Below are 19,886 nucleotides of genomic sequence, written 5' to 3' on the forward strand. Positions count from 1 at the left end.
AGCCAACAGCTCCTGAGTTCTTCGAACAACACGCCGTAAGGAAGTCGAAGAACTCAGGAACTGTTGGCTGCGGCGGGACGGGAGGGAGAGGGCAGGCTCAGCGGTCGGGAGGCGGCGGCGCCGTGCTCGCGCGCACGATGAGCTCCGGCACCGGGAACTCCGCCGGCGGCCCGGTGTCCTCGCCCTCGATCTGCGCGAGCAGCACCGCGATCGCGCGGGCGCCGAGCCAGCCGAAGTCCTGACGGACCGTGGTGAGCGGCGGCGAGTAGTGCTTCGCCTCCGGGATGTCGTCGAAGCCGACGATGCTGAGCTGCTCCGGCACCGCGATTCCCAGGTCCGCCGCGGCGTGCACGAGGCCGAGCGCCATCTGGTCGTTCGAGGCGAAGACCGCCGTGAAGTCCGGGTGGTGCAGGATCTTGAGGCCGACCTCGTAGCCCAGGTCGGCCGTCCAGTCGCCCAGGATCGGCGCCGTCACGGGCAGGTCGTGGTCGTTGAGCTCGGCGAGGAAGCCGTTCATCCTGTCCTCCGCCTCGCTCCAGTCCTGCGGACCCGCCAGATGCCGGATGCGGGTGTGGCCGAGCTCGATGAGGTGCCGGGTCGCGAGCCGGGCTCCGGCGAGCTGGTCGAAGGCGGCCACGCGGTCGTCGCCCGCGCTCTTCCAGTGCAGGCTCACCAGCGGCACCTTGAACGTCACGCGGTGCAGCGCCTCGTGGGCGCGCTGTTGCGGCGCGATCACCACGACGCCCTCCACGCCCTGCGCCACGAAGGCGTCGAGCGCCGCGCTGATGCTCTCGTCGTCCTCCCGGGCGAGGGTGGCGGTCAGGATGGCGTACCCGCGGTTCCTCGCCGCCTCGTCGATCGCCGTGGCGGCACTGAACGGGCCGTAGTGGGACCGGGCCGACACGAGCAGCCCGATGGTCCGCGACCGGGCGGTCGCGAGCGCTCGCGCCGCGCTGTTCGGACGCCAGGAGTGCTCCTCGATGACCTTGCGCACCTGGGCCTCGGTGGACGGCTTGATGTACCGCTCGCCGTTGAGCACCCGGGACACCGTCTGACGCGAGACGCCGGCCAGCCGGGCGATGTCCCGGATGGAGAGCGCGCGCTTCTCGCCGGGTCCCGGTTCTTCCATACGTCCTGTTCCGTCGTGGGGTTCGGCGACAGTGCCGCGCGATTTCGCTCATCATATTTGGCCGAAGCACTTGACTGATCCGGGGTTTGGGTCATAACGTCTAACCCGTTCTGGGACCGGTCACATATATCGCGTACGGCCCAGCATACGACGAGGGAGTCGCCGATGTCAGCACCCCGATCGCACAGCCGCGGTCGCACCTGCGTCACCCCGTCGCACGCTGGCCGACGGGCGCGTGACAGTTCCGAGCCCGGCGAACCCCTGCGCATCGGGCGCACCGGTCGCCTCACCGCTCGAAGGGAATCACAGTGAAGTTCAGGAAAGTCGCACTCGCCGCCGCGGCACTCGGCGTCGCGGTCGCACTCGCCGCATGCTCCGGCGGCCGCGGAGGGGACAACTCCTCCACCACCGACAACAAGGGCGCCCTCGTCGGCGTCGCCATGCCGACCAAGGTGTCCGAGCGCTGGATCGCGGACGGGAATGCGGTCAAGTCGGACCTCGAGAAGAACGGCTATAAGGTCGACCTCGAGTACGCCAACAACGACATCCCGACCCAGGTGCAGCAGGTCAACACGATGATCACGAAGGGCGCGAAGGTGCTCATCGTCGCGTCCATCGACGGCGGGTCGCTGACCGACCAGCTCGACGCCGCCGCCAAGGCCGGCATCAAGGTCATCTCGTACGACCGCCTCCTCACCGGCGACAAGAACGTCGACTACTACGTCTCGTTCGACAACTACAAGGTCGGCGTCTACCAGGCGAACTCGCTCCTCACCGGCCTCGGCGTGCTCGACAAGGACGGCAAGAAGACCGGCCAGAAGGGCCCGTTCAACATCGAGGTGTTCGCCGGCAGCCCCGACGACAACAACGCCACGTTCTTCTACAACGGCGCGATGGACACCCTGAAGCCGTACATCTCGGACGGCACGCTGGTGGTCAAGAGCGGCCAGACGAACTTCAACCAGGTCGCCATCCTGCGCTGGGACCCGGCGACGGCCAAGGCCCGCATGCAGGACCTGATCGCCAAGTCGTACTCCACCGGCGCCGCCGTGCAGGGCGTCCTCTCGCCGTACGACGGCCTCTCCGACGGCATCCTGAGCGCGCTCGAGGGCGCGGGCTACGGCTCCGGCGGCAAGCAGATCCCGATCATCACCGGTCAGGACGCCGAGGTCGCCAGCGTCAAGCAGATCATCGCGGGCACGCAGTACTCGACGATCTACAAGGACACCCGCAAGCTCGCCAACGAGGCCGCCAAGATGGCGAACGACCTGCTGACCGGCAAGAAGCCGGAGGTCAACGACACCAAGAGCTACGACAACAAGGTCAAGACCGTCCCGAGCTACCTGTTCCAGCCGGTCGTCGTCACGAAGGACAACTACAAGGAGATCCTCGTCGACAGCGGCTACTACAAGGCCTCCGACCTGCAGTAAACCCGTCGGTCGCGACGCGGGGTGGTGCGATCATCGGTCGCACCACCCTGCTCGTCCCCAAGTTGAGGAGGCCCATGGCCGACACGATTCTCGAGATGCGCGGCATCTCGAAGACCTTCCCGGGCGTCAAGGCCCTGCAGGACGTCTCGATCTCCGTCGAGGAGGGCTCCGTCCACGCCATCTGCGGCGAGAACGGCGCGGGCAAGTCGACCCTCATGAAGGTGCTCTCGGGCGTCTACCCGCACGGCACCTTCGACGGCGAGATCCTGCTCCGGGGCGAGCCGGTGGAGTTCCGCTCCATCAACGACTCCGAGGCGGCGGGGATCGTCATCATCCACCAGGAGCTCGCGCTCTCGCCCTACCTCTCGATCGCCGAGAACATCTACCTCGGCAACGAGAAGCAGCGCGGCGGCTTCATCGACTGGAACCGCACCAACCTCGAGGCGGCGGACCTGCTGAAGAAGGTGGGGCTCCGCGACAACCCGATCACCAAGATCGTCGACATCGGCGTGGGCAAGCAGCAGCTCGTCGAGATCGCGAAGGCGCTGTCGAAGGAGGTGAAGATCCTCATCCTCGACGAGCCGACCGCCGCGCTGAACGACGACGACTCCGCGCACCTGCTCGACCTGATCCGTCAGCTCAAGGAGCAGGGCATCACGTCGATCATCATCAGCCACAAGCTCAACGAGATCAAGGCGATCGCCGACCGAGTGACGATCCTCCGCGACGGCAAGACGATCGAGACGATCGAGATGGCGGGCGCGAGCGAGGACCGCATCATCAAGGGGATGGTCGGCCGCGACGTCGCCAGCCGCTTCCCCGACCACGTGCCGCACATCGGCGAGGAGCTGCTCCGCGTCGAGCACTGGACGGTGCACCACCCGCTCGACCGCAGCCGCAAGGTCGTCGACGACGTCAGCTTCTCGGTGCGCGCCGGCGAGATCGTCGGGATCGCGGGCCTCATGGGCGCGGGGCGCACGGAGCTCGCCATGAGCATCTTCGGGCGCAGCTACGGGGTGAACATCTCGGGGCAGGTCTACAAGCGCGGCAAGCCGATCTCGGTGTCCACGGTTTCGAAGGCCATCGCCAACGGCATCGCGTACTCCACCGAGGATCGCAAGCGCTACGGGCTCAACCTGATCGACAACATCCAGCGCAACATCTCGATCGCGGCGCTCGACAAGCTCGTCAACTGGCTGCGGTTCGTCAACGACCACCGCGAGTCGATCGTGGCGAACGGCTACCGCACCTCGATGAACATCAAGACGCCGAACGTCACGGCCATCACCGGGAAGCTCTCCGGCGGCAACCAGCAGAAGGTCGTCCTCTCGAAGTGGATGTACTCCGATCCGGACGTGCTGATCCTCGACGAGCCGACCCGCGGCATCGACGTGGGCGCCAAGTACGAGATCTACACGATCATCGACCGCCTCGCGGATGAGGGGAAGGGCGTCGTCGTCATCTCCTCCGAGCTGCCCGAGCTGCTCGGCATCTGCGACCGCATCTACACCCTCACCGAGGGCCGGATCACCGCGGACGTGCCGCGGGAGAAGGCCACGGCTGAATACCTCATGCAGTTCATGACCCAGGAACGCGAGAAGACCCGAGCATGAAGCCCCTCTCCAACGCCGTCCACTACCTGGCCGGCCAGCTCCGCCAGATCGGCCTGTTCATCGCGCTGATCGTGATCGTCGTGTTCTTCCAGATCACGACCAACGGCATCACGCTCGCGCCGATCAACGTGTCGAACCTGGTCGTCCAGAACAGCTACATCCTGATCCTCGCGGTCGGCATGGTCATGGTGATCATCGCCGGGCACATCGACCTCTCGGTCGGGTCGGTCGTCGCCTTCATCGGCGCCATGGCGGGCGTCATGATCTCGCAGTGGCATCTGCCGTGGCCGCTCGCGGTCGTGCTCTGTCTCGTGCTCGGCGCGATCGTCGGCGCGTGGCAGGGGTTCTGGATCGCCTACTTCGGCATCCCCGCGTTCATCGTGACGCTGGCGGGCATGCTCGTGTTCCGCGGCGCGGCCCAGATCGCGCTCGGCAACCAGCAGATCTCCTTCTTCCCGAAGGAGTTCCGCGCGATCGGGTCGGGCTTCCTCCCCGCGTTCGGCACGACGGGCTACGAGCCGCTCACCGTGATCCTCGGCCTCCTCACGGCGGTCGCGATCGCCGCGAGCGCGATCCGGCAGCGGATCGTGCGCCGCAAGTACGACCTCGAGAGCGAGCCGCTGTGGTGGTTCGTGCTGAAGCTCGTGTTCCTCGTCGGGCTGGTCCTCGTCATCGCGTTCCTGCTCGCGAGCTACAACGGCACCCCGATCGTGCTGATCATCCTCGGCGCCCTCGTCGTGGGGTACACGGCGGTCATGCAGCGCTCGGTGTTCGGACGGCACATCTACGCGATCGGCGGCAACCTGCTGGCGGCGTCGCTGTCCGGCATCAAGACCCGTCGGGTGACCTTCCTGCTGTTCGTCAACATGGGCGTGATCTCGGCGATCGCGGGCCTCGTCTTCACGGCGGGCCTCAACCTCGCGAGCCCGAGCGCCGGCACCGGGTTCGAGCTCGATGCGATCTCGGCCGTCTTCATCGGCGGCGCGGCGGTCACGGGCGGCATCGGCACGGTGCCGGGCGCGATCATCGGCGGTCTCATCATCGGCGTGCTCAACAACGGCATGTCGATCCTGGGCGTCGACAGCGACTACCAGCTCCTCATCAAGGGCCTCGTCCTGCTCGGCGCCGTCGCGTTCGACGTCTACAACAAGCGGCGCGCGGTCGGCCAGTAGCGATCGGAGCGGCGTCGGGCGCGGACCGTCACGGTCCGCGTCCGACGCCGTCTCATCCGAGCGCGACCGGCCGCCCGAACTCCGCGTCGACCCCGCGGCTGAACAGCACGGAGTCCGGGGCTCGGCCCGTGAGCCCCGGCAGCCCGGCGAGCGCGAGCAGCTCGTCGTCGAGCTCCACGAGTTCCGCCGGATGAAGGAGCCACGGCTCGTGCCGGTTCGGCATCCAGAGCGTGCGGGCGCCCCGGCCCTGGAAGAGGGCCCAGCGGGCCGTGAGGAACGCGGCGGCGTCGTCGTCGACCGTCCGTGACGGGTCGACGCGGACCGCCATCCGGTGGGCTCCGGGAGCGAGGTGGCGACGCGAGGTGTAGCGGTGCAGATCGCCCTCGACCTCGTGCGCGGTGCGCGCCCAGCGGTAGGGGAGCCCGTACAGCGCCCGCGCAGCGGCGACGGCGAGCACCCGCGACGCCTCGAGCGAACGGAACACAACGCCCCTCCGGCCCGCGTCGTCGACCGCGTAGAGCCGCACGTTCACCTCGACGAAGTCGCCCGCGAACGGCACCGGGCCGAACGGTGCGACCCGCGCACGGCCGAGGTCGAAGGCGATGAGGCCCGCCCAGGTGGCACCGTCGTGCAGGTCCGGGCGCGTTCCGGGCGGGAGGAGGGCAGCGACCAGTTCGGGGCCGACGCGCCAGTGCACGAACGCGGCGCGACGCCAGGTCTGCGCGGCGACCACGCGGCCGGCGAGGCGCGGCGCGGCGCGGGTGATCGGCTCGAGCGGGGCCACCCGCCCATCCTCTCGCCTCCCGCGGGCGGCGGGGCGCACCCGGCTTGCCCCGCCCTGGCCCCCGTGGAAGAGTCGACCGGTGGCCGTCACGACGATCGTCGTCCTGGTGATCGTCCTGGCGATCTTCTTCGACTTCACCAACGGCTTCCACGACACCGCGAACGCCATGGCGACGCCGATCGCGACCGGCGCGCTCCGCCCGCGGACGGCGGTCGCGATCGCGGCCGTGCTGAACCTCGTCGGGGCGTTCCTCTCCACCGCGGTGGCGACCACGATCTCGGGCGGGCTCATCCGCGAGGGCGACGGCGGCGTCGCGGTCACGCCGTCCATGATCTTCGCGGGCCTCATCGGCGCGGTGATCTGGAACCTCGTCACCTGGCTGCGCGGCTTCCCGTCGTCGTCGTCGCACGCGCTCTTCGGCGGGCTCGTCGGCGCGGCGATCGTAGGCGCCGGCTTCGGCGCGGTGGACTTCGGGGTCCTGCTCGGCAAGGTCGTCATCCCCGCGGTCCTGGCGCCGCTCGTCGCCGGGGTGGCCGGATTCGTCGCGACCCGCCTCGCCTACCGGATCACGCGGCTGCCGGTCGACAAGAGTCACCGTGCGGGATTCCGAGTCGGCCAGATCTTCACCTCCTCGATGGTGGCGCTCGCTCACGGCACCAACGATGCGCAGAAGACGATGGGGGTCATCACCCTGACCCTCATCGCGGGCGGCGCCCTCCCGACCGGTTCGACGCCGCCGCTCTGGGTCGTCATCGTGTGCGCGGTGGCGATCGCGGCCGGCACCTACAGCGGCGGGTGGCGCATCATCCAGACCCTCGGCACCGGGCTCACCGACATCAAGCGGACCCAGGGCTTCGCCGCCGAGGCGTCGACCGCGGCGACCGTGCTCGCGTCGAGCCACCTGGGGTTCGCGCTCTCGACGACGCAGGTCGCGTCCGGATCGATCATGGGGGCCGGACTCGGGCGCCGCGGCGGACGCATCCAGTGGGGCACCGCGGGCCGCATCGTCGTCGCCTGGTTCATCACCCTGCCCGCGTCGGCCGCCGTCGGGGCGCTCGCGGAACTCGTGGGCCGGGTCGGCGTCGCCGGGATCGTCATCGACGCGGTGGTCGGGCTCGCCGTGATCGTCGCGATCTTCGTCGCCTCCCGGCGCCGCAGCGCGTCGACGCCGCGATCGCTCGAGGTCGACGTCGCCCTCAACTCGGTCATGACCCGCAAGGAGCGCCGCGCCGCCGCCCGCCGCCGCGACGACGAGGTGCTCGAGGCGCGGCGGCGGCTGAGCGACGAATCGTCGCTGTTCGAGTTCGGCCAGGAGGCCTCGCGCGGGTAGCGGCGCGCCGCGACGATGTCTCGGCATCCCCACAACCTCGAGAGCTAGGTTCGACCTCGGCTCGCGCACCGGCGGCCACGCAGCACCACCGACCCCGCCCCCGACTCCCGGAGCCGATGCGCCCATGACCCTCTCGCCTCCTCGGCGCGCCCGCTCCCGCGTCGCGCTCGTGCTCGCGCTCGTCGCACTGGCCGCGGTCCTCGCTCTGGGAGTCCTGCTGGCGATTGTGCTGCTCGCCGATCCCGCGCACCCGAGCGCGTGGCAGCGGGCCGTCCTCGCGACGCCCATCATCAGCGGACCCCTGCCGCTCGTCCTCGACCTCGTGGCGCTCGCCGCGCTCGCCGCGGTCCTGATCCGGCGGTGGACGGTGCCCGGCGTCGTCCTCGTCGTGGTCGCGGCGGTGCTCGGTGCCGGCATCGCGGTGGTCGTCCTCCACCTCGCGCAGGCGCAGGACTGGTTCGGCGTCGGACTCGACGGCGTCACGCAGGCGTGGGTCATCGCGGTCTTCGCCGCGGTGGGAGCCGCGCTCGGCGCGCTGCCGTGGGCGCGGGCCTGGCGCCGGGTGCTCGTGCCGGTCGCGGTGCTGGCCGCGGTGGCCGCCGGCACCGTGGGGGTCAACGCGCACTTCGGCATCCAGCCCACGCTCGCCGCCTTCGCGGGCGTCTCGCTCGAGAAGCCGGTGAAGCTCCCGCTGGCGGGCACGAGCGCGTCTCCGAGCGCGAGTGCGACACCGCTCGCCGGTGGTGCGCTCTGGGCCAACTGGCACGCGCCCGCCGATCTGCCGTCCAGCGGTACGACCGGCACCGTCGACATCCCGGCTCCGGTCTCCGGCTTCCACGCCCGCCCCGCCGGCCTCTACCTGCCGCCGGCCGCGCTCGTGAAGAACCCGCCGGCGCTGCCGCTGGTCATCATGATGATGGGGCAGCCGGGCGACCCCGACCCGGCCTGGGCGGCGAACTCCCTGAACCCGTTCGCCGCGCGCCACGACGGCCTCGCCCCGATCGTCGTCGTCGCCGACCAGCTGGGAGGCGACAAGTCGGTCGACAACCTGTGCCTCGACACCGCCCGGCACGGCAAGGTCATGACCTACATCACCCAGGACGTGCTGCCGTGGGCCCGGAGCCACCTGCACGTGCTGCAGGACGCCGCGCACACGGTCGTCGCCGGGTACTCGAACGGCGGCGAGTGCGCGGTGTCGTTCGGCGCCCGCTTCCCCCAGCTGTGGTCGAACGTGCTCGACATCTCGGGGGAGGCCTACCCGGGCGCCGACCGCGCGGCGGCGACGCTGCGCACGGAGTTCGGCGGCGACGCCGCCGCCTACCGCGCGACCTGGCCCGCGACGATCCTGGCGGCCGGGCACTACCCCGACGAGTTCGGCGTCTTCACCGCCGGCGCCGAGGACCCCTTCTACCGCGGTCAGGCGGCGCAGATGGTCACCGCGACCAAGGCCGCCGGATGGCAGTCGGAGTACATCGAGATCCCGCACCAGGGGCATCTGGCCGGCGCCGTCCGCGGGGGGCTCGACGACGGATTCACGGCGCTCTACCCGCGGCTCGGGCTGTCGCAGCCGGGGACGACCCCCTGAGCCGGCCCGTCCGCGTCAGATCCTGATGCCGGCGCCCAGCAGGGTCCGCCGGATCACGCCCGCCAGCACCTGCTGGCCCGCGGCGGTCGGGTGCTCGGAGTCCGACTGGAGGAGGGTCGGCTCCCCGGCGAGCGGCTGACCGAGGTCGAGGTACACGCCGCCGGCGGCGGTGACCGCCGCCTTCAGGTCGTCGGAGCTCTCCGCGATCTCGCCCGGCACGACTCCCGGCTGGTCCCAGAGCGTGCCGAAACCGACGATCCGGGCGTGCGGCAGGCGCTGCCGGATCGTCGCCACCGTCGCGGTGGTCGCCTGGGCGAGTTCTGCCGAGTCCTCGTCCACGTCGTTGTCGGACGACTGGATGATCACGAGCTGCGGGTTCGCGGCCACGGCCTGGTCGATGAGCCCGTCGAATGCCGTGCCGCACTCCCCGACCGCGATGAACCCGGCGCCGCTGCAGGAGAGGTTCGCCACCGACTCCCTGTCCTCCACCGCGAGCAGGGCGGGCCAGGCCTGGCCGGCGCGGAGGCCGTATCCCGCCATGATCGAGTCGCCGATCGTCACGACGCGCGCGGGCCCGACCGGCGTCGGCGTCGGGGTCGGCGTGGCGGTCGACGAGCGCGTCGCCCGCGGCGATGCGACGGCCTCGGCCCGCAGGTGCGGGACGACGACCACGGCGACCGCCGCCGCGACCGCCGCGACGGCGACGAGCGCGAGGGCGACGACGGCCGGAAGAGGGAGCCGCGTCATGCGGGGCATCGTAGGTCACCGGCTCTCAGCGATACGATCGACGACCGATGGTCGACTGGGGAGCATTCCTGCTGGTGGCCGCCGTGTCGATCGGCGCGACGGCCCTCATCGTGTCGCTGTTCGCGACCGGACTGCGACTGCTCGCCGTGACCTCGCCGCGCGGTCTCGCGCTCGCCGGCGCGTCCGCCTGCTTCACGGTCGCCGGTGCCGCGGTGCTCTTCGGCGTCTGGCTGCTGATCCCGGCGTTCCACGCCTGACGCACGTCTGCTCGCGGGTGGGCCCGGTGGGGCTCGAACCCACGACCCGCGGATTAAAAGTCCGATGCTCTGCCAACTGAGCTACAGGCCCGTCGGGACCCCAGCGTACCGGCGGCGCGTAGCGTGGGCGCATGGCGTCCGAGTTCCACAAGCCCGCGCAGTTCGGCGGCGGCGAGTTCGAGGCCTTCGCGGGCGGTGAGGATCCGGCTGCCGTGATGCGCGCGGCGCACGAGAGCGCCCGCACGCTCCTCGCCCGCGCGCAGCGCAGCGAGGACCCCGCGGTGCTCGATCGACTCGTCAGCTACACCGACGAGCACGGCATCGACGCGCTCGCGGAGCTCTGGGCGCGCTCCGTGCCGCAGAGCCTGCCCGGGGCGCTGTGGCGGATCTACCTCGTGCGCGCGATGATCCACCAGGACGCGGCGACCGCGGCGATCCTGTTCCAGCGCGGCACGGAGGTCCTCCGGACGATCGATCCGGTCGTCGCGGGCGCGCCGACCCCCGCCGGGCCGGACGAGATCGAGGCGCTCGCCGACCGCATCCTCCGCGGGCTGTTCGAGGGCGACTTCGCGATCGCGCTCGAGCGCGCGGCCGCCTTCTGCCGGGTGGCCGCCGCCGGCGCCTCCAGCATCGCCGACGACCGGGAGGCCCTCGACCCGGCCCGCGCGCGCGAGCTCACGACGCGCGCCCTCCGCCTCACGACCATCGCGGAGGAGCTGACCGCGTGCGCCCGCCTCGCCCGCGACGGCTCGCTGGACTGAGCCCACGGCCGGCGTCCGACACGCCCGCTCCCTCGTTCGCGGAGCGCGGAGGACCGTCCGGACCCCGCGCGATGTCCTACTCTTGAGGAGCCGGGCCGCGGTAACCCCGGGCTCCAATTTCCGCCGCTTCGAGCGGCCTTGCGCCGAGAGGCGTTCCGCGGTCCGGCACCTCTCGGTCGCGTCGAACGGCAAACCGCTTCGCCGTCGCCTCCGAATCTCCTGATGTCCATGGAGGCAGAGGGGCGGTATGAGATGCTGACGACCGTGCTCCGACCTGTCGACGATACGAGCGGCAGGACCTCAGAGCCGACCCTCGAGGACCTGCTGCGTCAGGTCGCCGAGGGAGATCAGGGTGCATTCGCCCAGCTCTACGATCGGACCGCTCCTCGCCTCTTCGGTCTCGTGAAGCGTCTGCTTCGCGACCACGCGCAATCGGAGGAGGTGACGCAGGAGGTGTACCTGGAGATCTGGCAGACCGCCTCGCGGTACGAGTCCTCTAAGGGCGGCGGCATCTCGTGGATGCTCACGATGGCCCACCGTCGCGCCGTCGACCGGGTGCGCGCGTCGCAGGCGAGCCGCGACCGTGACGCGCGGGTCGGGATCCGCGACTACGCCCCCGAGTTCGACTCGGTCGCCGAGCGCACCGAGATCGTCCTCGAGAGCGAGCGGGTGAAGGCGGCTATGAATCGGCTCACCGAGCTGCAGCGCGAGGCGGTGACGCTCGCCTACTTCGGCGGCTACTCGCACAGCGAGGTGGCCGCGCTCCTGCGGATCCCGATCGGGACCGTGAAGACCCGTCTGCGTGACGGGATGATCCGACTTCGAGACGAATTGGGGGTGACCGCATGAGTGCGACCGATGACCGCGAACTGGCCGCCGGCAGCGGCGCCTACGCTCTGCACGCCCTCGACGGGCAGGAGGCCGAGGACTTCGCGGCTCTCCTCGAGCGCAGCCCCGGTATCCGTGCCGAGGTGACGGAGCTCGCCGACACCGCGGTGGAGCTCGGGCTCGCCGTCCCCACCGAGCAGCCGTCCGCCGCACTCCGTTCGCGCATCCTCGCGGCCGTCGCCTCGACGCCGCAGCTCACGGCGGTCGATGCGGACGACGACGCGGCGCGCTCCGACGAGGAGTCCGGGGGCGGCGACCTCGCCCCCGTCACGCCGATCTCCTGGTTCCGCCGGCCGGTCGGCGCGCTGACCACCGCGGCCGCGGCCGTGCTGCTGGCGGTCGGCGCCGCGGCGGGGGGCGGAGCCATCCAGTCCGCCGTCGCCGCGTCGCAGGTCTCCGCCATCGCCTCCGCGCCGGACGCGGATCACGCCACGGCGCGCCTCGCGGGCGGCGGGACCGCCCGGGTCGTCTGGTCGGACGAGCTCGGCCGCGCGGCCGTCCAGCTGGACGGCGCTCCGGCCCCCGGTCTCGATCGCACCTACCAGCTCTGGTACATGCACGGAGGAACCGCCCGGTCCGCCGGCACCATCGCCGATTCGCGGGACGTCGTCCTCAGCGGTCGGATGCACCCCGGCGACACCATCGGGATCACGGTGGAGCCCGCCGGCGGCTCGGCCGTTCCGACCTCAGCGCCCCTCCTCGCGATGCCCACCGCGTAGAACCGCGGAGACGAACGGGAAAGGGCCCCGGTGCCGTGCGCACCGGGGCCCCCTCTCGTCGTGCGGCGGGCGGCTATCCGAACTTGCCCGAGACGTAGTCCTCGGTGGCCTGAACGCTCGGGTTGGTGAAGATCGTCGACGTCGTGTCGTACTCGATGAGCTTGCCCGGCTTGCCCGTGCCGGCGATGTTGAAGAACGCGGTCTTGTCGCTCACGCGGGTCGCCTGCTGCATGTTGTGGGTCACGATCACGATCGTGTACTCCTGCTTGAGCTCCTCGATGAGGTCCTCGATCGCGAGGGTCGAGATCGGGTCGAGCGCCGAGCAGGGCTCGTCCATCAGCAGCACGTCCGGCGAGACGGCGATCGCGCGCGCGATGCAGAGGCGCTGCTGCTGGCCGCCGGAGAGGCTGGCACCGGGCCGGTCGAGGCGGTCCTTGACCTCGTTCCACAGGTTCGCGCCCTTCAGCGACTTCTCGACGAGGTCGTCGCCGTCGCTCTTCGACATGCGCCGGTTGTTGAGCTTGATGCCGGCGAGCACGTTGTCGCGGATCGACATCGTCGGGAACGGGTTGGGGCGCTGGAACACCATGCCGATCTGCCGACGGACGAGCACGGGGTCGACGCCGGGGGCGTAGAGGTTGTTCCCGTCGATGATCACCTCGCCGCTGACGTGGGCGCCGGGGATCACCTCGTGCATCCGGTTGAGGGTGCGCAGGAAGGTCGACTTGCCGCAGCCGGACGGCCCGATCAGCGCGGTCACCGTCCGCGGCTCCATCGTCAGGGACACGCCCTCGACGGCAAGGAAGTCGCCGTAATAGACGTTGAGGTCGATCGACTGGATGCGCTTCGACATGGGACTCCGCTCGGGTTGGGGGTCAGCGCCGGGCCTTCGGCGCGAATCTCGCGGCGATGAGGCGGGCGATCAGATTGAGGACGACGACGATGAGGATCAGCAGCAGGGCCGACCCCCACGCCTCCGCCTGAGTGACGGCGGGCTGCGTCGGGTCGGGGTCGACGTAGTTGCGGAACGACACGACCGCCAGGGTCGACATGGCGCCGTGCAGCGGATCGGCGTTGAAGGCGGTCCGGGTGTATCCGGCGGCGATGTAGATCGGTGCCGTCTCGCCGATCACGCGGGCGATCGCGAGCATCGCGCCTGTGACGAGCCCGGCCACCGAGGTGCGCAGCACCACTTTCACGATGGTGAGCCACTTGGAGACGCCGAGCGCGTAGGACGCCTCCCGGAGCTCCATCGGCACGAGCTTGATCATCTCCTCGCTCGCGCGCACCATCGTCGGGATCATCAGCACGCACAGGGCGATGGCGGCCGACAGGCCGTTGAACGTCCCGGGCCCGACGATCAACGCGAACAGCGCGAAGGCGAACAGACCGGCGACGATCGACGGGATCCCCGTCATCACGTCGACGAGGAACGTGACGATGCGGCGAACCGGGTTGTTCGGCAGTGCGTATTCGGTCAGCCACACCGCGGTCAGCAGACCGATCGGGATCGAGATCAGAGCGGCGATGCCGGTGATGATGAGCGTGCCGACGATGGCGGGCCACACTCCCGCGACCAGGGTGGTCTTGAACGTGGTCCGGTCGAACGACGTCTGCTCGCCGTTGAAGATGAACTGCGGCGTCAGCGTGGTGATCCCGTGCTGCACCACCGTCCACAGCGTGGACACCAGGGGGATGATCGCGAGCAGGAACGCGACGACGACGATGCCCCGCACGAAGCGGTCGGTGGCCCGTCGCCGGCCCTCGATGATCGACGCGAGGATCCCGATCGCGATCAGGTACAGGGCGGCCCCGAGCACGAGCCAGCCGGCCACGTAGTCGACGTGCCCGAACCCGGCGAACACGATCGCCCCGATCGCGATGGCCGCGAGTGCGACCCAGATGTCGATGAAGCGGGGCAGACGCCCCGAGGTGAGGCTGCGAGGAGGGGTGGACGACAGATTCGTCTCGACCTGCGACGTCATCAGGCGGCCCTCCGGACGATGAAGCCGCGACGGTTGGAGCGGGCGCCGGAGGCGCGGCCGACGATCGCGCGGGCGATGAAGTTGACCGCGAACGAGACGATGAACAGAACGAGACCGGTCGCGATCAGGGCCTCGGCCTGGGTGGCGTTCGCGCCGCCGAACTTGTTGGCGATGTTGGCGGCGATCGTCGCGGGGTTGTCGTTCGTCAGGAGCTGGAACGAGAAGATCAGCTTGGGCGACACGATCATCGCGATCGCCATGGTCTCGCCGAGCGCCCGGCCGAGGCCGAGCAGGATCGCGCTGATCACCCCGCTGCGGGCGTAGGGGAAGACGGCGAGCTTGATCATCTCCCAGCGGGTCGACCCGAGCGCGAGGGCCGCCTCCTCATGCAGCGACGGGGTCTGGAGGAAGATCTCACGGCTGATCGAGGTGATGATCGGCAGCATCATGACGGCCAGCACGACGGCGCCCGCGAGGAGGGTCGAACCGCCCCCGGCCACCGTGCCGCTGAACAGCGGGATCCAACCGAAATAGGTGTTGAGGAAGTCGTTGAGGGGGCCGAGGAAGGGGCGGATGACGACGATCCCCCAGAGGCCGAAGACGACCGAGGGCACCGCTGCCAGCAGGTCGACGAGGTAGCCCAGGATCCCGGAGACGCGCCGCGGGGCGTAGTGGGAGATGAAGAGCGCGATGCCGATCGCGACCGGAGCCGAGAACAGCAGCGCGAGGAACGAGGCCCAGACCGTGCCGAACAGCAGCGGGGCGACGTAATCCCAGAAGTTCGCGTAGCCGAGCGTGAAGCCCGACGTCCGGTCCTGCAGGGCGTCGTTCTGGCGCCAGTTGGCCGTGATCGCCGGTGCGGCCTGGATGATCAGGAAGACGGCCACGCCCGCGAGGATCAGCATGATGAGCCACGCCGCCCCGGTGCTCAGTCCGAGGAAGATGCGGTCGCCTGCCTTGGAGGCGTTGTTCGCGGCGAGCCCGGTGGGGGCCCCCGTGCGGGAGCCCCCACCGTTCGCCGCGGGAGCCGTATTGGCCGTCACGGTGATAGTGCCGTTTCGTGTGGAGTGGTCGGTGTTACTTGACGGTATCGAGGGTCTTGACGACCTGCTTCAGGATCGAGTCCGGAAGCGGGGCCGAGCCGGCCTTGGTCGAGCCGGCCTTCTGACCGTCCGACGAGGCGATGAACTGCAGGTAGGACACGACCAGCTTCTCCTTCGTCGCATCCTTGAACTTCGCCGGGATGATCGCGTACGACACGAGCGGGATCGGGTAGGCCTTGGTGTCCGCCTTGATCTTCGCGTAGTCGAACGATCCCGAGAGGTCGCCCGGCGTGCTGTTCGGGGTGATCGAGAAGCCGGTCGACATCGCCTCGGCGATGCCGTCGTTGGACAGCTTGACACCGTCGACCGAGGCGGCCTTCAGGCTGCCCAGGGCCGAGTGGTCGACGCCGCCGATGGCACCGTCCACCGCGGTGATCTCGGTGGCCACCGCCGCGCCGCCCTTCTGCAGGTCCATGCCCGGGATCTGCGGCAGCGTGCCCAGGTTCGGGCCGGCCGCCCAGTCGGACGCCGCAGCGCCGGAGAGGTAGTTGGTGAGGTTCTGCATGGTGCCGGACGAGTCGGACCGGGTCACCACGGTGATCTTCTTCGACGGGAGCGCCTTGCCACCGTTGTCCTTGGCGATCGCCGGGTCGGACCAGTCGGTGATCTTGCCGGAGAAGATCTTGGCGAGCGTCGAGGCGGTGAGGTTCAGCGACGAGGCCGCCGAGTTGTTGTAGGCGATGGCGACGCCGTCGAGGTAGACCGGGATGTCGAGGGCGCCCCCGGGGAAGGTCGCCTCGGCCTGCTTGGCCTCGTCGGCGCTCAGCGGCGCGTCCGAGCCGGCGAAGTCGAGCGAGCCGGCGATGAAGTCCTTGCGGCCGCCGCCCGAGCCCTCCGGGTTGTAGTTCAGGGTCACGCCGGTCGCGACCGACGCGAAGGCGGCGCTGTAGCCGGTCTGCGCGGCGACCTGGGCCGAGGAGCCGGCGGCCGTGATCGTGCCGGAGAGCGACTTGTCGATCGCGTCGAAACCGGACTTCGAGGTGGCGGACGGCGATGCGGACGTGCCGCCGGTGTTGCCGCCGGAGGTCGAGCAGCCGGCGAGGATGAGGGCGCCAGCCCCCACGACGACGGCGATAGCGCTGAGGCGCTTGATGTTCACGGTGTTCCCTTCGGGAATGTGGTTGTCGGGACAGACCCCTCCCGGGGTCCTCCTGGACGCTAAGAACAGCGCGTGACCAGCCTCAGCGGGGTCGGTGAACGGCAGGTGAACGCGGCAGAAACAACCGCACCGTCCGGCGCCCTCAGGCGGTGGGGCTGTGGACCTCGACGGCGACCGGTCCGGCCTCCGGGTGCTCGACTGCGATGTGCACCACGGCGTACTCGCCGGTGCCGAGCTGCGCGGCCCGGCCGAGCTCGGCGCGGTGCCGGTCGTCCGTTCCGACCGCGGCCGCGGCGACGATCTGGGGGAGCACCGGACCGTGGCTGCAGAGGACGGCGCTCCGGCGGCGGCGCAGTCGCTTCCCGACGATCCGCGACACCGCGGCGCCGCTCGCGTCGTAGGCGTCCTGCGAGATCCCGGGCTTCAGCCGCACCTCGAGGCCGGTGATCCGGCTGGTCGGCGCGACCGTCGAGACGCAGCGCTCGGCGGGGGAGGAGTAGAGCCGCTCCGGGCGGAACGCGGCGATGCCGGGGGCGACGCTCAGCGCCTGATCGATCCCGCGCTGGAGCAGGGGTCGCGTCGCGTCGGGCCCGTCCCAGTGCTCGGCCGGCACCGCCTTGCCGTGCCGCAGCGCGATGATCGCGAAGGTGCGCGCGTGGTGGCGCTCGTAGAGCTGCGCGAAGCGCTCGACGATGTCGACGTCGTGCGGGTAGGTGAGGGCCTTCCGGGCGGCGCGGAGCGTCACCCAGCTGAGCCGCTCGATCTCGTCGTTGGAGGTGAAGGTGGAGTTCGCAATCGCGAGCTCCTCGACCTCCGCCGCCCAGTAGGAGACCTCCTTCGGCCGCCCGCTCGGAAGCGTGTAGGCGACCACGCCGAGCGGGGCGCCGAGCCCGACCAGCAGCCCCGTCTCCTCCGCGATCTCACGGACCGCTGTCTCCGGCAGGGTCTCGCCGGGGTCGACCTTGCCCTTCGGCAGCGACGTGTCGCGGTGCTGCGTGCGGTGCACGAGGAGGATCTCGACCGCTCCGTCGGCGCCCTCGCGCCAGCACACCGCGCCCGCGGCGAGCACCGGCGGGGTCGGCCGGCTCATCGTGTTCCGCCCGTCATCGGGCCGATCCGCGGCGCCGGCCGGCGACCCGGCGCGCGAGCTCGGTCTGCAGGTCGAGCAGCGGCTCGAGGTCCTCGCCCGAGGAGTGGCGGGTCCACTCGCCGTCCGCGCCGAGCCACCACGAGGCGGTGCCGTCGTCCATCGCCAGCTCGAACAGCTCGCCGAGCTCGACCACGTGCTCCTCGCGCCGCATCCGGACGAGGGCCTCGACGCGGCGGTCGAGGTTGCGGTGCATCATGTCGGCGCTGCCGATGTAGACCTGCGGGTCGCCGTCGTTCGCGAACCAGAAGACGCGGGAGTGCTCGAGGTAGCGGCCGAGGATGCTGCGCACCCGGATCCGCTCCGAGAGCCCCTCGATGCCCGGCCGCAGCGAGCAGATGCCGCGCACGAGCACGTCGACGTCGACCCCGGCCTGGCTCGCGCGGTAGAGCGCGTCGATGACCCGCTCGTCGACCATCGAGTTGACCTTGATGCGGATGCGGGCGGGTCGGCCCGCGCGGGCGTTCGCCGCCTCCGTCTCGATGTGCTTGATGAGCCCGTTGCGCAGGTGCAGGGGCGCGACGAGGAGGCGCTTGAACTTCTTCTCGATCGCGTAGCCCGAGAGCTCGTTGAACAGCCGGGTCAGGTCCTTGCCGACCGTGTTGCTCGTCGTGAACAGCCCGAAGTCCTCGTAGATGCGGCTCGTCTTCGGGTTGTAGTTGCCGGTGCCGATGTGGCTGTAGTGCCGGAGGGTGCCGTCCTTCTCCTGGCGGACCACGTTGAGGAGCTTGCAGTGCGTCTTCAGCCCGACCAGCCCGTAGACGACGTGCACGCCGGCCCGCTCGAGCTGGCGGGCCCAGCCGATGTTGGCCTCCTCGTCGAAGCGCGCCTTGATCTCGACGAGCGCGAGCACGGCCTTGCCGTTCTGCGCCGCCTGGATGAGCGCCGCCACGATCGGGCTGTCGCCGCTCGTGCGGTAGAGGGTCTGCTTGATCGCGAGCACGTTCGGGTCGACCGCCGCCTGCTCGATGAAGGCCTGCACGCTCGTCGCGAACGACTCGTACGGGTGGTGCACGAGCACGTCGCCCTTGTCGATCGCCGCGAAGATGTCGGCCTTCTCGGTGGGCTCCGACGGCCGGAACTGGGCGGCCGTCGTCGGCACCTGCTTCGGGTACTTGAGCTCGGGCCGATCGATGCTCGTGATCTCGAACAGGCCGCTCAGGTCGAGCGGCCCCGGGAGGCGGTAGACCTCCTGCTCGGTGATCTCGAGCTCCGACATGAGCAGCTGGAGCGTCACGTCGTCCATGTCGTCGCTGATCTCGAGGCGGATCGGCGGCCCGAAGCGGCGACGGCGCAGCTCCTTCTCCAGTGCCTGGAGGAGATTCTCGGTCTCGTCCTCCTCGATCTCCACGTCCTCGTTGCGGGTCACCCGGAACTCATGCGTCGCGAGGATCTCCATGCCCGGGAACAGCTCGCCGAGGTGGTTGGCGATGAGGTCCTCGAGCGGGATGTAGCGCACGAAGCCGCGGGCGTCGTCCGGCAGCTCGACGAAGCGCGGCAGGTTCTGCGGCACCTTGATGCGCGCGAATTCGACGCGCGCCGCCTTCGGGTTGCGCACCCGCACCGAGAGGTTGAGCGAGAGTCCCGAGATGTAGGGGAAGGGGTGCGCCGGGTCGACCGCGAGCGGCATGAGCACCGGGAAGATCTGGGTGGAGAAGACCTCGTCGATCCGCGCACGGTCGTTCTCGTCGAGGTCCGACCAGCTCTCGATGTGGATGCCGGCCTCGTCGAGCGCCGGCTTCACCTGCTCGTGGAAGACGCGGGCGTGCCGCAGCTGCAGCTCGTGCGCCCGCTCGCTGATCTGGGAGAGCACCTCGCTCGGCGCCGTGCCGATGTTGGTGGGGACGGCGATGCCGGTCTCGATGCGCCGCTTGAGGCCGGCGACCCGGACCATGAAGAACTCGTCGAGGTTGGTGGAGAAGATCGCCAGGAAGTTGGCGCGCTCCAGGAGCGGCACCGTCGCGTCCTCCGCCAGCTCGAGCACGCGCTGGTTGAAGGCGAGCCAGCTCAGCTCGCGATCGAGGAAGCGGTCGGAGGGCAGGCTGCCGTCGTCGATCCAGACCGGCTCGGGCTCGTAGTCGTCGAGGAGGTCGGCGGCGATCGTGGCGTCGCCCAGCGGGCTCTCGCTCTCCATGCG

Annotated in this window: 18 protein-coding genes and 1 tRNA gene; 9 read left to right on the plus strand and 10 right to left on the minus strand. The window is 70.3% G+C overall.

The annotated features are described in order from the left end of the window. Positions 1-97: 97 nt before the first annotated feature. Positions 98-1,129, minus strand: coding sequence for a LacI family DNA-binding transcriptional regulator (locus ACTHM3_RS12375; protein ID WP_440406412.1), 1,032 nt, complete (start codon positions 1,127-1,129; stop codon positions 98-100). 308 nt (positions 1,130-1,437) lie between these two features. Here ACTHM3_RS12375 and chvE point away from each other — a divergent pair, with 308 nt between their 5' ends. From chvE to mmsB, 3 genes are all read left to right on the plus strand, one after another. Beyond that, positions 1,438-2,559: a multiple monosaccharide ABC transporter substrate-binding protein gene (gene chvE, locus ACTHM3_RS12380; protein WP_440406413.1), complete on the plus strand. Its 1,122-nt coding sequence runs from the start codon at positions 1,438-1,440 to the stop codon at positions 2,557-2,559. A 74-nt stretch (positions 2,560-2,633) separates the two neighbouring features. Further along, the gene (gene mmsA, locus ACTHM3_RS12385) at positions 2,634-4,172 is read left to right on the plus strand and encodes a multiple monosaccharide ABC transporter ATP-binding protein (RefSeq protein ID WP_440406414.1); all 1,539 of its coding nucleotides are present in this window, start codon (positions 2,634-2,636) and stop codon (positions 4,170-4,172) included. Next, positions 4,169-5,344, plus strand: a complete 1,176-nt coding sequence (gene mmsB, locus ACTHM3_RS12390; protein WP_440406415.1) for a multiple monosaccharide ABC transporter permease — start codon at positions 4,169-4,171, stop codon at positions 5,342-5,344. The genes mmsA and mmsB overlap by 4 nt, the downstream gene beginning before the upstream one ends. A 52-nt stretch (positions 5,345-5,396) precedes the next feature. On the opposite strand, the gene ACTHM3_RS12395 is transcribed toward mmsB, so the two are convergent. Beyond that, complete coding sequence (locus ACTHM3_RS12395) at positions 5,397-6,128, minus strand: YqjF family protein (protein WP_440406416.1); 732 nt, start codon at positions 6,126-6,128, stop codon at positions 5,397-5,399. Positions 6,129-6,207: 79 nt separating this feature from the next. On the opposite strand from ACTHM3_RS12395, the gene ACTHM3_RS12400 reads away from it, so the two are divergent. Together ACTHM3_RS12400 and ACTHM3_RS12405 are read left to right on the plus strand one after the other, a co-directional pair. Continuing rightward, a complete protein-coding gene (locus ACTHM3_RS12400; RefSeq protein WP_440406417.1) occupies positions 6,208-7,458 on the plus strand; it encodes an anion permease in 1,251 nt (416 codons plus the stop codon). Between the two features lie 124 nt (positions 7,459-7,582). After that, positions 7,583-9,043: an alpha/beta hydrolase gene (locus ACTHM3_RS12405; RefSeq protein WP_440406418.1), complete on the plus strand. Its 1,461-nt coding sequence runs from the start codon at positions 7,583-7,585 to the stop codon at positions 9,041-9,043. Between the two features lie 15 nt (positions 9,044-9,058). Here the strand turns inward: ACTHM3_RS12405 and ACTHM3_RS12410 are convergent, their stop codons facing one another. Beyond that, positions 9,059-9,790, minus strand: coding sequence for an SGNH/GDSL hydrolase family protein (locus ACTHM3_RS12410; RefSeq protein ID WP_440406419.1), 732 nt, complete (start codon positions 9,788-9,790; stop codon positions 9,059-9,061). Between the two features lie 47 nt (positions 9,791-9,837). Here ACTHM3_RS12410 and ACTHM3_RS12415 point away from each other — a divergent pair, with 47 nt between their 5' ends. Continuing rightward, positions 9,838-10,047 (plus strand): hypothetical protein, encoded by a 210-nt coding sequence (locus tag ACTHM3_RS12415; RefSeq protein WP_440406420.1) that lies wholly within the window; start codon positions 9,838-9,840, stop codon positions 10,045-10,047. 18 nt (positions 10,048-10,065) lie between these two features. Here ACTHM3_RS12415 and ACTHM3_RS12420 read toward each other — a convergent pair. After that, positions 10,066-10,138 (minus strand) — tRNA-Lys (locus ACTHM3_RS12420). Positions 10,139-10,178: 40 nt separating this feature from the next. Between ACTHM3_RS12420 and ACTHM3_RS12425 the strand changes: the two genes are divergently transcribed. From ACTHM3_RS12425 to ACTHM3_RS12435, 3 genes are all read left to right on the plus strand, one after another. Further along, positions 10,179-10,808 (plus strand): DNA-directed RNA polymerase subunit beta, encoded by a 630-nt coding sequence (locus ACTHM3_RS12425; RefSeq protein ID WP_440406421.1) that lies wholly within the window; start codon positions 10,179-10,181, stop codon positions 10,806-10,808. Positions 10,809-11,060: 252 nt separating this feature from the next. Continuing rightward, entirely contained in the window at positions 11,061-11,657 is a 597-nt protein-coding gene (sigK, locus tag ACTHM3_RS12430; RefSeq protein WP_440406461.1) for an ECF RNA polymerase sigma factor SigK, read from the plus strand. Then, positions 11,654-12,415, plus strand: a complete 762-nt coding sequence (locus ACTHM3_RS12435) for an anti-sigma factor (RefSeq protein WP_440406422.1) — start codon at positions 11,654-11,656, stop codon at positions 12,413-12,415. The genes sigK and ACTHM3_RS12435 overlap by 4 nt, the downstream gene beginning before the upstream one ends. Before the next feature lie 73 nt (positions 12,416-12,488). Here ACTHM3_RS12435 and pstB read toward each other — a convergent pair whose 3' ends face one another. The 6 genes from pstB to ACTHM3_RS12465 form a co-directional block, all read right to left on the minus strand. Next, a complete protein-coding gene (pstB, locus tag ACTHM3_RS12440; protein ID WP_440406423.1) occupies positions 12,489-13,268 on the minus strand; it encodes a phosphate ABC transporter ATP-binding protein PstB in 780 nt (259 codons plus the stop codon). A gap of 22 nt (positions 13,269-13,290) precedes the next feature. Continuing rightward, a complete protein-coding gene (gene pstA / locus ACTHM3_RS12445; RefSeq protein ID WP_440406424.1) occupies positions 13,291-14,400 on the minus strand; it encodes a phosphate ABC transporter permease PstA in 1,110 nt (369 codons plus the stop codon). Then, positions 14,400-15,443: a phosphate ABC transporter permease subunit PstC gene (gene pstC, locus ACTHM3_RS12450; protein ID WP_440406425.1), complete on the minus strand. Its 1,044-nt coding sequence runs from the start codon at positions 15,441-15,443 to the stop codon at positions 14,400-14,402. Before pstC ends, pstA begins: the two co-directional genes overlap by 1 nt. 34 nt (positions 15,444-15,477) lie before the next feature. Then, positions 15,478-16,602 carry a PstS family phosphate ABC transporter substrate-binding protein gene (locus ACTHM3_RS12455; protein WP_440406426.1) on the minus strand — a complete coding sequence of 375 codons (1,125 nt, stop codon included), beginning with the start codon at positions 16,600-16,602 and terminating at the stop codon, positions 15,478-15,480. A gap of 142 nt (positions 16,603-16,744) precedes the next feature. Continuing rightward, positions 16,745-17,692: an NUDIX hydrolase gene (locus ACTHM3_RS12460; RefSeq protein ID WP_440406427.1), complete on the minus strand. Its 948-nt coding sequence runs from the start codon at positions 17,690-17,692 to the stop codon at positions 16,745-16,747. Between the two features lie 13 nt (positions 17,693-17,705). Next, complete coding sequence (locus ACTHM3_RS12465; protein ID WP_440406428.1) at positions 17,706-19,883, minus strand: RNA degradosome polyphosphate kinase; 2,178 nt, start codon at positions 19,881-19,883, stop codon at positions 17,706-17,708. Positions 19,884-19,886 lie beyond the last annotated feature (3 nt).

The organism is Pseudolysinimonas sp. (genome assembly GCF_051954455.1).
GTDB lineage: Bacteria > Actinomycetota > Actinomycetes > Actinomycetales > Microbacteriaceae > Pseudolysinimonas.

Bases quoted from the DNA above. Each gene is read 5' to 3' on its own strand.
- ACTHM3_RS12375 (WP_440406412.1), bottom strand. From the start codon at position 1,129: ATGGAAGAACCGGGACCCGGCGAGAAGCGCGCGCTCTCCATCCGGGAC.
- mmsB (WP_440406415.1), top strand. From the start codon at position 4,169: ATGAAGCCCCTCTCCAACGCCGTCCACTACCTGGCCGGCCAGCTCCGC.
- ACTHM3_RS12460 (WP_440406427.1), bottom strand. From the start codon at position 17,692: ATGAGCCGGCCGACCCCGCCGGTGCTCGCCGCGGGCGCGGTGTGCTGG.
- ACTHM3_RS12425 (WP_440406421.1), top strand. From the start codon at position 10,179: ATGGCGTCCGAGTTCCACAAGCCCGCGCAGTTCGGCGGCGGCGAGTTC.
- mmsA (WP_440406414.1), top strand. From the start codon at position 2,634: ATGGCCGACACGATTCTCGAGATGCGCGGCATCTCGAAGACCTTCCCG.
- ACTHM3_RS12415 (WP_440406420.1), top strand. From the start codon at position 9,838: ATGGTCGACTGGGGAGCATTCCTGCTGGTGGCCGCCGTGTCGATCGGC.
- ACTHM3_RS12405 (WP_440406418.1), top strand. From the start codon at position 7,583: ATGACCCTCTCGCCTCCTCGGCGCGCCCGCTCCCGCGTCGCGCTCGTG.
- ACTHM3_RS12410 (WP_440406419.1), bottom strand. From the start codon at position 9,790: ATGACGCGGCTCCCTCTTCCGGCCGTCGTCGCCCTCGCGCTCGTCGCC.
- pstB (WP_440406423.1), bottom strand. From the start codon at position 13,268: ATGTCGAAGCGCATCCAGTCGATCGACCTCAACGTCTATTACGGCGAC.
- pstA (WP_440406424.1), bottom strand. From the start codon at position 14,400: ATGACGTCGCAGGTCGAGACGAATCTGTCGTCCACCCCTCCTCGCAGC.
- sigK (WP_440406461.1), top strand. From the start codon at position 11,061: ATGCTGACGACCGTGCTCCGACCTGTCGACGATACGAGCGGCAGGACC.
- ACTHM3_RS12435 (WP_440406422.1), top strand. From the start codon at position 11,654: ATGAGTGCGACCGATGACCGCGAACTGGCCGCCGGCAGCGGCGCCTAC.
- ACTHM3_RS12465 (WP_440406428.1), bottom strand. From the start codon at position 19,883: ATGGAGAGCGAGAGCCCGCTGGGCGACGCCACGATCGCCGCCGACCTC.